This is a genomic window from Streptomyces sp. NPDC021115, from assembly GCF_044333065.1.
Lineage (GTDB): Bacteria > Actinomycetota > Actinomycetes > Streptomycetales > Streptomycetaceae > Streptomyces.
This window is the reverse complement of sequence record NZ_JBIRQF010000012.1, coordinates 63,465-76,849: the sequence shown is the minus strand read 5'-3', so window position 1 is coordinate 76,849 and position 13,385 is coordinate 63,465. Positions and strand designations below refer to the sequence as shown.

Genomic DNA, 13,385 nt, shown 5'->3' with positions numbered 1-13,385 from the left:
CCGCCATGACACTTCCGTCATGCCGACCGCATCCCACCTCGCCTGCGCCATGGTCACCCCCTTCACCCGGGACGGCGACCTCGACCTCCCCGGCACCCAGCGCCTCGCGGCCGCCCTCGTCGACGAGGGCGGCTGCGACGGGCTGGTGCTGGGCGGGACCAGCGGCGAGTCGCCGACCACGACCGACGCCGAGAAGACGGCGGTCGTACGGGCCGTAGTGGAAGCCGTCGGGGACCGGGCGCGGATCGTGGCGGGGGTGGGGAGCAACGACACCCGGCACGCGGTGGCGCTCGCACGGTCCGCCGAGGAGGCGGGCGCGCAGGGGCTGCTGGTGGTCACCCCGTACTACAGCCGCCCGCCGCAGGAGGCTGTCGAGGCGCACTTCCGTATGGTCGCCGACGCGGTCGGCATCCCGGTCACCCTTTATGACATCCCCTTCCGCACCGGCACCGCGCTCTCGTACGAGACCCTGTGCCGCCTCGCGGAGCACCCGCGCGTCACGGGGGTGAAGGACTGCGCGTACGACCTGATGAAGTCGGCCCGCACGATGGCCGCCACCGGGCTCGCCTACTACTCCGGCTGCGACGAGCTGAACCTGCCGCTCCGGGCGATCGGCGCGGTCGGCTGCATCAGCACGGTCGCGAACGTGGCGCCGCGTCAGGTGCGGGGCGTACTGGACGCGTACGACGCGGGCGACCCCGAGGAGGCGGCCCGCCGCCATCTCGCCCTGACCCCGCTCATCGACGCGATGATGTCCCACCTCCCCGGCGCGGTCACCGCGAAGGCCCTCCTGAACACCCTGGGCCGCCCCGGCGGCACGGTCCGCCCGCCCCTCTTCGACGCGAACGCAACCGCCACGGCCACCCTGACCGCCACCTACGCGACGACGTCCTGACTGTTTGTGACGGGTTGGCGGTGGGACAGGGGCGGAGCGATAGCGTGAAGCCCATCGGATCCGAGACGGACCACGGGCCCCCGACAGGCTCGTCGGCTCCGCGGATCTCGACCCGTGTTCGATCCGGGACCGACGGATTCTCCTATCCATGGTGGACGACGAGGACGGGCATGGGCTCGGTCGGCGGAGAACGGGCGGCCTCTGTGTGTGAGCTTGTCGGTTGAACGGCCGGGAGCGGATTGGCTACAGGTCGGCTATGAGAAGCCGATAGACGCTGCCTGGCGATCCGCCGTAGTTCCCTGATACCGGCACCTCAAGGTCGGTCCAGTGGTGCACAGTCAGGATGGCCATCGCCGCGTCGGCGAAGTCGTCTGCGATCGGTATGGACTCCGCCGATGCCTGCAATGCCCGCGCTGAACCGGTAGGTCGCTGGGCGATCATCGTGGCACCGGGCTCCACGGCGAGTAGCGTTTGTGGCGGCTCATAGGAGCCGGTGCCGGCTCCCACATTGATCACCGTGGCAATATCGCCAAGGGCCGCATGAATTTGAGCGGCAATCCGAGGATCCGGCCGTCTCGTACCGCTGTAAGTCGCACCGATGGTCTCGTAAGACGTCACAGCGGTCGGTATGTCGCCCACGAACCCGCTCCCGGCGCCTGTTTCCCGGGACCGACGCGTACTCACGCACGAGACAGAGTGGTCAACGCGCCCGTAGCGGGCGAGGGTCCGGCCGAGCTTTTTCTCGTCCGCGGCCTCGGCGAGCTCGTTCACGAGGTTGGCCGTGGTGGTGTAGCGGACCCGCATGCCCGCCCCGGCGATCGCGGTGCCGATCCCGATCATCAGGTGGCTCTTGCCCGTGCCGGAGTCTCCGATGAGACAGAGCGGCAGCCCGGCCTTCACCCAGGCCGGAGATCGGACGTCACCACACATCCAACCGCCACGATCACCCCGTGCCGACCACGGGCGGGACCGATCTGGTCAGGAATTCACGGATGGCGGGAGCGGTGGCGCGGGCGAGGTCCACGGCAGTCCGGAGGTCGTCGCCGATCGGGATCGTGGCCAGTTGTCCGTTGGGGAGGGTGTCGGCGGCCGCTTCGGCAAGAGCGGTGGGGTGTCGTGGGTCGGTGCCAGGGAAGATGAGGGTCGGCACGGTGATCGTCGCGAGTTCGTCGACGCTCCGGAAAGAACGGTCATGGCCGATAGCGGCTGCGGCCACGATGCTGGCGGGGTCCGATCGAGGGATAGCGTCGCGCACCATGGCGCCAACGACGGGAGGGAAACCGGCGAGGATGGGCTCCCAACCCGCCTCGATGCCATCAGCCTCGACGCGGGCGGCGAACGCGTCGAGGAAGCGGATCTCGGCCTTCTTGGCCTCGTCGTCCTCAATGTCCTCAACCCCGAGGAGCACGGCCGCCCGGACCCGGTCCGGGTATGCGGCCGCCGTCCTAAGCGTGATCGTGGAGCCCAAGCCTGCGCCGGCGAGTACGGCACTGGAGAGACCGATGTGGTCCAGGAGCCACATTACGTCCTCGACATACTGGGCCCAGGTATAGCGGGCCGGGTCCTTGCAGACCGACCGGCCGTAGCCTCGCAGGTCGGGCAGTACGGCCATGGAGCGATCGGCAAGCCGTTCGGCCAGAGGAAGCATGCTCTTGTGGTCAGGGCCACCGGCATGCATAAGGACCAGGGCCTGGCCCTCTCCAGTGATGGTGGCGTGCAGGGTGCAGTCGTCGGCCGGCTGGTAGCTGATCTCTTCCATGAGCCGAAGTTAGAGCGGCCACACCAGCGTTCGGTACGCCTTAATCCGCCGACAGATATCGCGATCCCGCCACTCTCGACGTCACCGCGCATCCGACTGCCCGCCCTCACCAACCCGGCGGGCGGGGTACAGGCCCCCGCCCCCCGTTGGCGTCAGTTGTGGGTGTGCAGCGCCTCGTTGAGCCCGCCCCACGAGCCCGTGCGCGGCAGAACCTCGACCGCGCCGGTCGTGGAGTTCCGGCGGAAGAGGAGGTTCGTCGCACCGGACAGCTCCAGCGCCTTGACGATCTTGCCGTCCGGCAGGGTCACCCGGGTGCCCGCCGTCACGTACAGGCCCGCCTCGACGACGCAGTCGTCACCGAGGGAGATGCCGAGGCCCGCCTCGGCACCCAGCAGGCAGCGCTCGCCGATCGTGATCGTCTGCTTGCCGCCACCCGACAGCGTGCCCATGATCGAGGCGCCACCACCGATGTCCGAGCCGTCGCCGACGACGACGCCCGCGCTGACGCGGCCCTCGACCATGGACGTGCCCAGCGTCCCGGCGTTGAAGTTGACGAAGCCCTCGTGCATGACGGTCGTCCCGGCGGCGAGGTGCGCGCCGAGCCGTACGCGGTCGGCGTCACCGATGCGGACACCGGCCGGAACGACGTAGTCCGTCATCCGCGGGAACTTGTCGACGCTGGTCACCGACAGGTGCAGCCCCTCGGCGCGGGCGGCGAGCCGGGCCTTCTCGACCTGGTCGGCGGCGACGGGACCGAGCGAGGTCCAGGCGATGTTGGCGAGCAGGCCGAACTGGCCCTCCAGGCTCAGCCCGTGCGGCTTGACCAGCCGGTGGCTGAGCAGGTGCAGCCGCAGGTACACGTCATGCGCGTCCAGCGGCTTGTCGTCGATCGAGGCGATGACCGTGCGGACGGCGACGACCTCGACGCCGCGGCGCGGGTCCGGGCCGAGCGCCTTGAGGGCGGTCTCGCCCAGGAGCTGCGCGGTGCGCTCGGCGTCGAGCCGTTCGGTCCCGGCCGGGCCGGGGGCCTCGGCCAGCTCGGGGGCCGGGAACCAGGTGTCCAGAACGGTGCCGTCCTCGGTGAGGGTGGCGAGCCCGGCGGCGACGGCGCCGGTGGTGCGGGTGGTGGTGGCTGCATCGGTCATGGTCAGCACGCTAACCGGAGGCGGGCCCCGGAGGCTAACCGGTCTCACCGGGCAGACGCCGAAGGGGCCCCGGCGGTCAGGGGCGTCGGCCCTTGCCGTCGACCAGGGCCTGTTCGACCACCGCGTGGACGGTGAGCACATCGCCCGCCTTCCAGCCGTCCCGGTCGTAGTCGTCGCGTTCGCCGTCGCGGCCCGCGATGCTCCGCTCCCCGAGCGGGGCGAAGGTCTCCGGGTCGTAGAGCAGCTGGAACTCGGAGAAGCCCCGCTTCCCCACCGTGCCCTGCCCGACCGCGACGGCCGTCCGCCCGAGGTTGTCCTCGATCCGCGCCGCCGTGATTCCCGGAATGGTCGCCATCGCCCGGAGGACCCCGGCCCGCCCCTCGGGGTCGGCCGGGAACGCCTGGCTCAGCTCACCGAGCAGCCGGAAGTCGTACTGTGCCGGGGACTCGGAATCCGGACGGACAGGTTCCAGCTCCCGGACCTTCTCCTTGACCCGCTCCGGGTCACCGGGGGGCAGCGCCCGCAGCAGGCGGTACTCCTTCCGCGCGGTGTACGACGGATCGTCGTACGGCTCCCAGGACTCGGCCTTCCGCGGCTTCGGCCCGCCGTCGACCCACCCGGCGTCCACGAACCTGGTGTAGATCCACTGACCGTCCCGGGGCGCGGGAACGGGGGTCCGTTCGACCGTGTCGGCCGCCGCCCGCAGTACAGTCGCCGCGTCGCCGAGCCGCCTCGCGTCCTTGACGGTCCCGAGCTTCGCGCCGGCGGTGTAGCCGGGCCGCACCACGGGGTCCGACACCCGCGACCCCGCGGCCCCGCCGCCCAGGAGGTCGACGGCCACCACCACCGTGGCGGTGACGGTCGCGGCGGCGCCGATGGCCGCGATCCGCCAGGCCGCCCGGACGCGGCGCCGTGGGGAGGCGCCGGCGGCGGCGTCCTGGACCCTCGCCCGCCCGGCGGCGAGCCGGGCCCGGTCGGGCCGGGGGGCGTCGGCGCGCAGTGCGCGCACCCGGGTCAGCTCCTGCTGCGGATCATCCATAGCTGGCCACCTCCGTGGCATCGCTGACGACGGTGGGATCGGCGCCGAGGGCGGAGCGCACCTTGCGGCGGGCGCGGTTGAGCCGGGACCGGACCGTCCCGACCGGGATGGAAAGGGCTTCGGCCACCTCCTGGTAGCTGAGGTCCGCCCAGGCGATGAGCAGCAGGACGTGCCGGTCGCGAGCGGACAGCCCGGCCAGCGCCGCGGCCAGCGGGCGACGCGCGACCTCCGCCGCGACCCGGCTGTCCGCGCGCTCGACCCAGGACTCGGCGACCGGGTCGACGCCGGTGCGGGCCAGCGCCCGCAGCGCCCGGACCTCGGCCCGCCGGTGCTTGCCGATGAGATTGGCGGCGATGCCGTACAGCCAGGGCCGGACGGTGCTCCGCTCCTGGTCGTAGCGGTCCCGGCCGCGGAAGGCGATCAGGAAGGTCTCGGCGGTGACGTCGTCCGCGGCGCCGTCGCCGAGGCGGCGGGCCACGTAGCGGTGGATGTCGGGGGCGTACCGGTCGTAGAGCGTCGCGAAGATCTCGGGCTGGTCCAGCGACCGGGCCACGACCGCCGCGTCGTCGTCCGCCGCGTCGTCGTCCGGCGGCGCGGTGGGGCAGGGCGGGGCGGGCCGCGGCGGTGGATCGGGGTCGGTCACAGGGGCTCCGTATCCGGTGCGTCATGGTGCGCGAACGGTGTCACCCCCTGTTCCCCGGTGGACGGATACGGGTTCACGCGACAACGGACACCCCTCAGCCGGTCACACGGGCGAACGCCGCCCGCGCCTCCTCCCGGTCGAACTCCCGCCCGGTCAGCAGGATCTGCAACAGCATCCCGTCGAACAGGGCGTTCACGGCACAGGCGACGCTCCGGTCGGCGGTGCGCCGCTCCAGCAGCTCCGTCATCCGGTCGAGGAACGCGGCGGCGATCGGCCGCACCGAGGTGCGGCGCAACGCGGCGAGATACAGCTCGTACTCCAGCTCCAGCCGCTTGCGGTCGCCCGCCAGCAGCTGCCCCATCAGGTCCGCCATGCCGTCGGCGAGGGGCGCGCCGGGGGGCGCGTCGCGCTCCCAGCGCTCCATGTCGGCCAGCCATTCGGCGTTGACCTGGTCGAGCGCGGCGACCAGCAGATCGTCCAGGGTGGCGAAGTGGTACGTGGTCGAGCCGAGCGGCACGTCCGCCGCGGCGGCGACCGCCCGGTGGCTGAGCGCGCCCATGCCCCGCTCCCCCACCACCGCGATCGCGGCGTCGATGATCCGCTGTCGCCGCTCGGGGTCGTAGCGGCGCCCCATCAGTGCGCCCCGCCGAGGTTCAGCACGACCACCCCGGCGATCACGAGCAGCACCCCGATCACCCGCGCCGCGGTCACCGCCTCACCGAGGAACACCATCCCGATCGCGGCGATGACGGCGGTCCCGGCCCCGGCCCATATGGCGTACGCGGTGCCGACGGAGACCGTCTTGAGGGTCTGGGCGAGCAGCACGAAGGCGATCCCGTAGCCCAGGGCCGTGGCCAGCGAGGGCCAGAGCTTGCTGAAGCCGTCGCTGTACTTCATCGAGGTCGTCGCCAGCACCTCGGCCAGGATCGCACCGGAGAGCGTCAGGTATCCCATGCGTACGATCGTACACAACGATGCGTACGGGCGTACACAAACAGTGGTACGGAACACACGAAAGCGGCCCCCGCGCACATCGCGCGGGGGCCGCTTCGAGAAACCAGATGTCTCAGACGTTGAAGCCGAGCGCCCTCAGCTGCTCACGGCCATCATCGGTGATCTTGTCCGGGCCCCACGGCGGCATCCAGACCCAGTTGATCCGCAGCTCGTTGACGATGCCGTCGGCCGCGGACTTCGCCTGGTCCTCGATGACGTCGGTCAGCGGACAGGCCGCGGAGGTGAGCGTCATGTCGATGGTGGCGATGTTGCTGTCGTCCACGTGGATGCCGTAGACGAGGCCGAGGTTGACCACGTCGATGCCCAGCTCGGGGTCGACCACGTCGTAGAGGGCCTCGCGGACCTCTTCCTCGCTCGCGGGCTTGGTGGTGGTTTCCACGTTCTCAGTCATGCGGTCTTCCCTTCAGCGCCGTCGCCCAGGGCCTGAGCGGTGGCGTCCTTCCATGCCATCCAGCTCAGCAGAGCGCACTTGACCCGGGCCGGGTACTTGGAGACACCGGCGAACGCGACCGCGTCCTCCAGCACCTCTTCCATCGCGTCGTCCGGCTCCAGCTGGCCCTTGGACTGCATCAGCTCCAGGAACGTCGTCTGGATCCTGCGAGCCTCGCTCAGTTCCTTGCCCACCAGCAGGTCGTTGAGCACGGACGCGCTGGCCTGGCTGATGGAACAGCCCTGGCCTTCGTAGCTCACGTCCTCGATCGTCTCGCCGTCAAGCCGGACCCGGAGGGTGATCTCGTCACCGCAGGTCGGATTGACGTGGTGTACCTCGGCGTCTCCGTCCCTGAGCCCCCGCCCGTGGGGGTGCTTGTAGTGGTCCAGGATGACGTCCTGGTACATCGAATCCAGCTTCACGTGGCATCCCCTAGCCGAAGAAGTTCCGTACGTGCTCCAACCCGTCGACCAAGGCATCCACCTCGGCCGGCGTGGAGTACAGATAGAACGACGCTCGCGTGGTCGCAGGAATTCCGTACCGCAGGCACACCGGACGGGCGCAGTGGTGGCCGACCCGGACGGCGATGCCCTGCTCGTCGAGGACCTGGCCCACGTCGTGCGGGTGGATGTCGCCAAGCGTGAAGGAGATCGTCGCGCCGCGCTCCTCGGCCGTGGTGGGGCCGATGATGCGCAGGTCGGGCACCTCCAGGAGCCTGCCGACCGCGTAATTGGTCAGCGCGTGCTCATGGCGGGCGATGTTCTCCATGCCGACCGAGGTGAGGTAGTCCACGGCCGCGCCGAGGCCGACGGCCTGGGCGATCGGGGGCGTACCGGCCTCGAACTTGTGCGGCGCCGGGGCGTAGGTGGAGGAGCTCATCGAGACGGTCTCGATCATCTCGCCGCCGCCGAGGAACGGAGGCAGATCCTCCAGCAGCTCCTGGCGGCCCCACAGCACCCCGATGCCGGTCGGCGCGCACATCTTGTGGCCGGTGAAGGCCACGAAGTCGGCCTGGAGCGCCTGGACGTCCAGCACCATGTGCGGGGCGGCCTGGGAGGCGTCGATCACGACGAGCGCGCCGACGTCCTGCGCACGGCGGACGATCGCCTCGACCGGGTTGTGGGTGCCGAGGATGTTGGAGACCAGCACGAAGGAGACGACCTTGGTCTTCTCCGTGATGACCTGCTCGATCTCGGACAGGTCGAGACGGCCGTCCTCGGTGAGGCCGAACCACTTCAGCTTCGCGCCGGTGCGCTGCGAGAGCAGCTGCCACGGAACGATGTTGGAGTGGTGCTCCATCTCCGTGATGACGATCTCGGTGTCCTGGTCCACCCGGTAGGGCTCATCGGCCCAGCCGAGCATGTTGGCGACCAGGTTCAGCGACTCCGACGCGTTCTTGGTGAAGATCACCTCGTCGCGGCTCGGAGCGTTGATGAAGGCGGCGACCTTGTCGCGGGCGCCCTCGTACAGCGCCGTGGCCTCCTCCGCGAGCACATGGACGCCACGGTGCACATTGGCGTTCGAGCGCTCGTAATAGCTGTTCAGCGCGTCCAGGACCTGGCGCGGCTTCTGCGAGGTCGCCGCGTTGTCCAGATAGACGAGCTTCTTGCCGTCGTGGACCGTGCGGTCCAGGATCGGGAAGTCCTTGCGGATCGCCTCGGTGTCGAGGAGGCCCGGCAGCTGTGTCACTCGGAGACGCCTCCCTTCACGTACGCCTCGTAGCCCTCGTCCTCCAGCTTGTCCGCCAGCTCCGGGCCGCCGGACTCGGCGATCCGGCCGTTCGCGAACACGTGGACGTGGTCGGGCTTGATGTACCGCAGGATGCGGGTGTAGTGGGTGATCAGCAGGGTGCCGACCTGGCCGGACTCCCGGACGCGGTTGACGCCCTCGGAGACCACGCGCAGCGCGTCGACGTCGAGACCGGAGTCGGTCTCGTCGAGGATCGCGATGGCGGGCTTCAGCAGCTCCAGCTGAAGGATCTCGTGGCGCTTCTTCTCACCGCCGGAGAAGCCCTCGTTGACGTTCCGCTCGGCGAAGGACGGGTCGATCGAGAGGCGCTGCATGGCCTCCTTGACCTCCTTCACCCAGGTGCGCAGCTTCGGCGCCTCGCCGCGGATCGCGGTCGCGGAGGTGCGCAGGAAGTTGGAGACGGAGACGCCGGGCACCTCGACCGGGTACTGCATGGCGAGGAAGACGCCGGCGCGGGCCCGCTCGTCGACGGACATCTCCAGCACGTCCTCACCGTCGAGGGTGACGGTGCCGCCGGTGATCTTGTACTTCGGGTGACCGGCGAGGGAGTACGCCAGGGTGGACTTGCCGGAGCCGTTGGGGCCCATGATGGCGTGCGTCTCGCCCTGCTTCACGGTCAGGTCGACGCCGCGCAGAATCTCGCGGGGGCCGCCCTCGGCCTCGACGGAGACGTGCAGGTCGTGGATCTCAAGCGTTGCCATGGGTGCCTCAGGACTCCTGGGTGACGGAGACGAGCACGTCGTCCCCTTCGATCTTTACGGGGTATACGGGGACGGGGCGCGTCGCGGGAAGGCCGGACGGCTTGCCGGTGCGCAGGTCGAAGCTGGAGCCGTGCAGCCAGCACTCGATCTGGCAGTCCTCCACCTCGCCCTCGGACAGCGAGACGTTCGCGTGCGAGCAGATGTCGTTGACCGCGAACACCTCGCCCTCGGTGCGCACCAGCGCGACCGGCACGCCGTCGAGCTCGACGCGCTTGGGCTCGTCCTCTTCGAGTTCGGTCAGCGCGCACACGCGCACGAAGTTTTCGGTCATCCTACGGACGCCTCCAACTCGGCCTCGATCTTGGCGATCAGGCGCTCCTCCAGCTCGGGCAGCCCGATCTGCTGGACCAGCTCGGCGAAGAAGCCGCGGACGACGAGGCGGCGGGCCTCCTCGGCCGGGATGCCGCGGGCCATCAGGTAGAACAGCTGCTCGTCCTCGAAGCGGCCGGTCGCGCTCGCGTGACCGGCGCCGACGATCTCGCCGGTCTCGATCTCCAGGTTCGGCACCGAGTCGACGCGGGCGCCGTCGGTGAGGACCAGGTTCCGGTTGAGCTCGTAGGTGTCCGTGCCCTCGGCCGCGGCGCGGATCAGCACGTCGCCGATCCAGACCGCGTGCGCGTCCTTGCCCTGGAGCGCGCCCTTGTACGCCACGTTGCTCCGGCAGTGCGGGGTGTCGTGGTCGATGAAGAGCCGGTGCTCCTGGTGCTGCCCGTTGTCGGTGAAGTACAGGCCGTACAGCTCGGCCTCACCGCCCGGGGCGCCGTACACGACGCGCGGGTGCAGCCGGACCAGGTCGCCGCCGAAGGTGACGACCACGGACTTGAAGGTGGCGTCCCGGCCGACCAGCGCGGTGTGCTGACCGGCGTGGACGGCCGTGTCGTCCCAGTCCTGGACGGAGACGACGGTGAGCTTGGCGCCGTCGCCGATGAGGTACTCGACGTTGGCGGCGAGCGTCGCGTCACCGGTGTGGTCGATGACGACGACGGCCTCGGCGAAGGCGCCGACCTCGATCACCTGGTGGCCGAAGGCGGTGCCGCCCTCGCCGTGCACGGAGATCCGCACCGGCTCGGAGAGCACCTTCTCCTTGGGCACGGAGACGACCGAGGCCTTCTCGAAGGAGCTGTACGCCTGGGCCGCCACCCGGTCCACCGGCTTGCCGGCCTTGCCCAGGCGCGCGTCGTCACGGCCCACGGTCTCGACGGTGACGCCCTCGGGGGCGGACACCTCGACCTTGACGCCGCCGTCGGCGACGGCGGTGCCGTCGTGGAGGCCGCGCAGCCGCTCCAGCGGCGTGAACCGCCAGTCCTCCTCGCGCCCGTGCGGCACGGGGAAGTCGGCCACGTCGTACGACGCGGGGGCGCTCACCCGCGCGTCGATGGGCTGCTGCCCCACCTGGATGACGCCGTCCGTGGTGGATCCGGCCGGAATGGTTTCAGCCATGGCTGTCGTACTGCTCGCTTTCTGCCTTCTGGGGCTTACACGGGGGTGCCCCGTGGCGGGGCGGGAGGGACGGTGGCGTCAGCCGACCGAACCCTCCATCTGCAGCTCGATCAGCCGGTTGAGCTCCAGCGCGTACTCCATGGGCAGCTCGCGCGCGATCGGCTCGACGAAGCCGCGCACGATCATCGCCATGGCCTCGTCCTCGGACAGACCGCGGCTCATCAGGTAGAAGAGCTGGTCGTCGCTGACCTTGGAGACGGTCGCCTCGTGCCCCATGGACACGTCGTCCTCGCGGACGTCCACGTACGGGTAGGTGTCCGAGCGCGAGACGGTGTCGACCAGCAGGGCGTCGCACAGCACGTTGGACTTGGAGCCCTCGGCGCCCTCGCCGATCTCGATGAGACCGCGGTAGGAGGTGCGGCCACCGCCCCGGGCCACCGACTTGGAGACGATGTTCGAGGAGGTGCGGGGCGCCATGTGCACCATCTTGGCACCGGCGTCCTGGTGCTGGCCCTCGCCCGCGAAGGCGATGGACAGCGTCTCGCCCTTGGCGTGCTCGCCCATCAGGTAGACGGCCGGGTACTTCATGGTCACCTTGGAGCCGAGGTTTCCGTCGACCCACTCCATGGTCGCGCCCTCGTACGCCACGGCGCGCTTGGTGACCAGGTTGTACACGTTGTTCGACCAGTTCTGGATGGTCGTGTAGCGGCAGCGGGCGCCCTTCTTGACGATGATCTCGACGACCGCGGAGTGCAGCGAGTCCGACTTGTAGATCGGCGCGGTGCAGCCCTCGACGTAGTGGACGTACGCGTCCTCGTCGACGATGATCAGCGTCCGCTCGAACTGGCCCATGTTCTCGGTGTTGATCCGGAAGTACGCCTGGAGCGGGATGTCCACGTGGACGCCCTTGGGCACGTAGATGAACGAGCCGCCGGACCACACCGCGGTGTTCAGCGAGGCGAACTTGTTGTCGCCCGCCGGGATCACCGTGCCGAAGTACTCCTTGAAGAGCTCCGGGTGCTCCTTGAGCGCGGTGTCGGTGTCCAGGAACAGGACGCCCTGCTGCTCCAGGTCCTCACGGATCTGGTGGTAGACGACCTCGGACTCGTACTGGGCCGCGACACCCGCGACGAGGCGCTGCTTCTCGGCCTCCGGGATGCCCAGCTTGTCGTACGTGTTCTTGATGTCCTCGGGCAGGTCCTCCCAGGAGGCGGCCTGCTGCTCGGTGGAGCGGACGAAGTACTTGATGTTGTCGAAGTCGATGCCCGACAGGTCCGAGCCCCAGGTGGGCATGGGCTTCTTGCCGAAGAGCTTCAGCGCCTTGAGGCGGAGCTTGAGCATCCACTCCGGCTCGGACTTCTTCGCCGAGATGTCGCGGACGACATCCTCGGAGAGCCCGCGCTTGGCAGAGGCGCCGGCCACGTCGGAGTCGGCCCAGCCGTACTCGTAGTTGCCCAGACCCTCGAGCTCGGGGTGAGCGGTCTCCGTGGGGAGAGTCATTCGGGGTTCCTCCCGGCCGTGCTGGCAGATGCTGTGGTGGTCTTGGTGGTGCGGTGGTCGGTCTTCTCGACCGCGGTGTCGGTCCGTCCGGTCAGTCCGGCCTTGTCACCGGTCCGGGATCCGGACTTGTGTCCGGTCTCGTGTCCGGTCTTCGGGATGAACGTCGTGCACACCCCGTCGCCATGGGCGATGGTGGCCAGACGCTGGACGTGCGTCCCGAGCAGCTGGGAGAAGACTTCGGTCTCCGCCTCACACAGCTGCGGATATCGCTCGGCTGCGTGGGCGACCGGGCAGTGGTGCTGGCAGAGCTGTTCGCCGACCGGCGCGCTGCGCGCCGTAGCAGCGTACCCGTCCGCGGACAGGGCGCCCGCCAGGGCTTCGGTACGCCGCCCGGGGGCGGCGGCCTCGACGGCGCCGCGGTACCCCTCGGCCTGGGCGGCGAGCCTGGCGCGGGCGAACGCCGCGACGGCGGCCCGGCCCGCCTCGCCGCCGCCCGCGGTCTGCTCGATCCAGCGCAGGGCGTCGACGGCGAGATCGTCATAGGCCTGGTCGAAGGCGTCACGGCCGCAGTCCGTCAGCGCGAACGCCTTGGCCGGGCGGCCGCGCCGCCGCGCCCCGTACACCCTCTTCTCGCGGGGCTCGACGACGCCGTCGGCGACGAGGGTGTCGAGGTGGCGGCGCACGGCCGCCTGGGTCAGCTCCAGCCGCAGGGCGAGCTCGGCGGCGGTGGACGGGCCGTGGTCGAGGATGGAGCGGGCGACCCGGTTCCGGGTGCCGTGCTGCTCCTCGGGGGCGGTCGCTGCGGGCATGCCGGACCGCGCGGCCGACTCGGCCGCGCGCCCCTCGGGAGCCTCGCTCGCGTATTTCACAACGCCATTGTTGCGTAATTCTCCGGCAAGGTACAAGCGAGAGCGGAGGCGGCGTCCGGTGGGGTGCGTCACTTAGGCGTACCTAAGTGTGACCTGCGACGATGCGACGGCCGCGCTCGTCAGGGGCAATGTGGGAGGGGG

The 13,385-nt window shown here is 70.2% G+C and carries 16 protein-coding genes; 1 reads left to right on the top strand and 15 read right to left on the bottom strand.

The window, feature by feature from the left end:
- The first annotated feature begins 19 nt into the window (after nt 1-19).
- Nucleotides 20-895 (top strand): 4-hydroxy-tetrahydrodipicolinate synthase, encoded by an 876-nt coding sequence (dapA, locus tag ACH4TL_RS30535; RefSeq protein WP_398323032.1) that lies wholly within the window; start codon nt 20-22, stop codon nt 893-895.
- Nucleotides 896-1,138: 243 nt separating this feature from the next.
- Here dapA and ACH4TL_RS30530 read toward each other — a convergent pair whose 3' ends face one another.
- From ACH4TL_RS30530 to ACH4TL_RS30460, 15 genes are all read right to left on the bottom strand, one after another.
- Nucleotides 1,139-1,795, bottom strand: coding sequence for an ATP-binding protein (locus ACH4TL_RS30530; protein ID WP_398323030.1), 657 nt, complete (start codon nt 1,793-1,795; stop codon nt 1,139-1,141).
- Between the two features lie 43 nt (nt 1,796-1,838).
- Complete coding sequence (locus tag ACH4TL_RS30525) at nt 1,839-2,654, bottom strand: alpha/beta fold hydrolase (RefSeq protein ID WP_398323028.1); 816 nt, start codon at nt 2,652-2,654, stop codon at nt 1,839-1,841.
- Between the two features lie 152 nt (nt 2,655-2,806).
- Nucleotides 2,807-3,799, bottom strand: a complete 993-nt coding sequence (dapD, locus tag ACH4TL_RS30520; RefSeq protein WP_398323026.1) for a 2,3,4,5-tetrahydropyridine-2,6-dicarboxylate N-succinyltransferase — start codon at nt 3,797-3,799, stop codon at nt 2,807-2,809.
- A gap of 76 nt (nt 3,800-3,875) precedes the next feature.
- Nucleotides 3,876-4,838, bottom strand: a complete 963-nt coding sequence (locus ACH4TL_RS30515) for a hypothetical protein (protein ID WP_398323024.1) — start codon at nt 4,836-4,838, stop codon at nt 3,876-3,878.
- Nucleotides 4,831-5,481, bottom strand: a complete 651-nt coding sequence (locus tag ACH4TL_RS30510; RefSeq protein WP_398323022.1) for an RNA polymerase sigma factor — start codon at nt 5,479-5,481, stop codon at nt 4,831-4,833. The genes ACH4TL_RS30515 and ACH4TL_RS30510 overlap by 8 nt, the downstream gene beginning before the upstream one ends.
- A gap of 94 nt (nt 5,482-5,575) precedes the next feature.
- Entirely contained in the window at nt 5,576-6,115 is a 540-nt protein-coding gene (locus tag ACH4TL_RS30505) for a TetR/AcrR family transcriptional regulator (protein ID WP_398323019.1), read from the bottom strand.
- Nucleotides 6,115-6,435, bottom strand: coding sequence for a DMT family transporter (locus tag ACH4TL_RS30500; RefSeq protein ID WP_398323017.1), 321 nt, complete (start codon nt 6,433-6,435; stop codon nt 6,115-6,117). Before ACH4TL_RS30500 ends, ACH4TL_RS30505 begins: the two co-directional genes overlap by 1 nt.
- A gap of 112 nt (nt 6,436-6,547) precedes the next feature.
- Nucleotides 6,548-6,886: a metal-sulfur cluster assembly factor gene (locus ACH4TL_RS30495; RefSeq protein ID WP_398323015.1), complete on the bottom strand. Its 339-nt coding sequence runs from the start codon at nt 6,884-6,886 to the stop codon at nt 6,548-6,550.
- Nucleotides 6,883-7,347 carry a Fe-S cluster assembly sulfur transfer protein SufU gene (gene sufU, locus ACH4TL_RS30490; protein WP_009718822.1) on the bottom strand — a complete coding sequence of 155 codons (465 nt, stop codon included), beginning with the start codon at nt 7,345-7,347 and terminating at the stop codon, nt 6,883-6,885. Before sufU ends, ACH4TL_RS30495 begins: the two co-directional genes overlap by 4 nt.
- Before the next feature lie 10 nt (nt 7,348-7,357).
- Complete coding sequence (locus ACH4TL_RS30485) at nt 7,358-8,614, bottom strand: cysteine desulfurase (RefSeq protein WP_398323013.1); 1,257 nt, start codon at nt 8,612-8,614, stop codon at nt 7,358-7,360.
- Nucleotides 8,611-9,375: a Fe-S cluster assembly ATPase SufC gene (sufC, locus tag ACH4TL_RS30480; protein ID WP_398323011.1), complete on the bottom strand. Its 765-nt coding sequence runs from the start codon at nt 9,373-9,375 to the stop codon at nt 8,611-8,613. The genes ACH4TL_RS30485 and sufC overlap by 4 nt, the downstream gene beginning before the upstream one ends.
- Before the next feature lie 7 nt (nt 9,376-9,382).
- The gene (locus tag ACH4TL_RS30475; RefSeq protein ID WP_398323009.1) at nt 9,383-9,706 is read right to left on the bottom strand and encodes a bifunctional 3-phenylpropionate/cinnamic acid dioxygenase ferredoxin subunit; all 324 of its coding nucleotides are present in this window, start codon (nt 9,704-9,706) and stop codon (nt 9,383-9,385) included.
- On the bottom strand, nt 9,703-10,875 hold the full coding sequence (sufD, locus tag ACH4TL_RS30470; RefSeq protein WP_398323007.1) for a Fe-S cluster assembly protein SufD: 1,173 nt from the start codon (nt 10,873-10,875) through the stop codon (nt 9,703-9,705). Before sufD ends, ACH4TL_RS30475 begins: the two co-directional genes overlap by 4 nt.
- A 78-nt stretch (nt 10,876-10,953) precedes the next feature.
- Entirely contained in the window at nt 10,954-12,375 is a 1,422-nt protein-coding gene (gene sufB, locus ACH4TL_RS30465) for a Fe-S cluster assembly protein SufB (RefSeq protein ID WP_398323005.1), read from the bottom strand.
- Nucleotides 12,372-13,184 (bottom strand): helix-turn-helix transcriptional regulator, encoded by an 813-nt coding sequence (locus ACH4TL_RS30460; RefSeq protein ID WP_398323359.1) that lies wholly within the window; start codon nt 13,182-13,184, stop codon nt 12,372-12,374. The genes sufB and ACH4TL_RS30460 overlap by 4 nt, the downstream gene beginning before the upstream one ends.
- Nucleotides 13,185-13,385 lie beyond the last annotated feature (201 nt).

What these genes read in the sequence shown, in the direction of transcription:
- dapA (WP_398323032.1), top strand. Translation starts at nt 20, where the DNA reads ATGCCGACCGCATCCCACCTCGCCTGCGCCATGGTCACCCCCTTCACC.
- ACH4TL_RS30525 (WP_398323028.1), bottom strand. Translation starts at nt 2,654, where the DNA reads ATGGAAGAGATCAGCTACCAGCCGGCCGACGACTGCACCCTGCACGCC.
- dapD (WP_398323026.1), bottom strand. Translation starts at nt 3,799, where the DNA reads ATGACCGATGCAGCCACCACCACCCGCACCACCGGCGCCGTCGCCGCC.
- ACH4TL_RS30515 (WP_398323024.1), bottom strand. Translation starts at nt 4,838, where the DNA reads ATGGATGATCCGCAGCAGGAGCTGACCCGGGTGCGCGCACTGCGCGCC.
- ACH4TL_RS30505 (WP_398323019.1), bottom strand. Translation starts at nt 6,115, where the DNA reads ATGGGGCGCCGCTACGACCCCGAGCGGCGACAGCGGATCATCGACGCC.
- ACH4TL_RS30500 (WP_398323017.1), bottom strand. Translation starts at nt 6,435, where the DNA reads ATGGGATACCTGACGCTCTCCGGTGCGATCCTGGCCGAGGTGCTGGCG.
- ACH4TL_RS30495 (WP_398323015.1), bottom strand. Translation starts at nt 6,886, where the DNA reads ATGACTGAGAACGTGGAAACCACCACCAAGCCCGCGAGCGAGGAAGAG.
- sufC (WP_398323011.1), bottom strand. Translation starts at nt 9,375, where the DNA reads ATGGCAACGCTTGAGATCCACGACCTGCACGTCTCCGTCGAGGCCGAG.
- ACH4TL_RS30475 (WP_398323009.1), bottom strand. Translation starts at nt 9,706, where the DNA reads ATGACCGAAAACTTCGTGCGCGTGTGCGCGCTGACCGAACTCGAAGAG.
- sufD (WP_398323007.1), bottom strand. Translation starts at nt 10,875, where the DNA reads ATGGCTGAAACCATTCCGGCCGGATCCACCACGGACGGCGTCATCCAG.
- sufB (WP_398323005.1), bottom strand. Translation starts at nt 12,375, where the DNA reads ATGACTCTCCCCACGGAGACCGCTCACCCCGAGCTCGAGGGTCTGGGC.
- ACH4TL_RS30460 (WP_398323359.1), bottom strand. Translation starts at nt 13,184, where the DNA reads ATGCCCGCAGCGACCGCCCCCGAGGAGCAGCACGGCACCCGGAACCGG.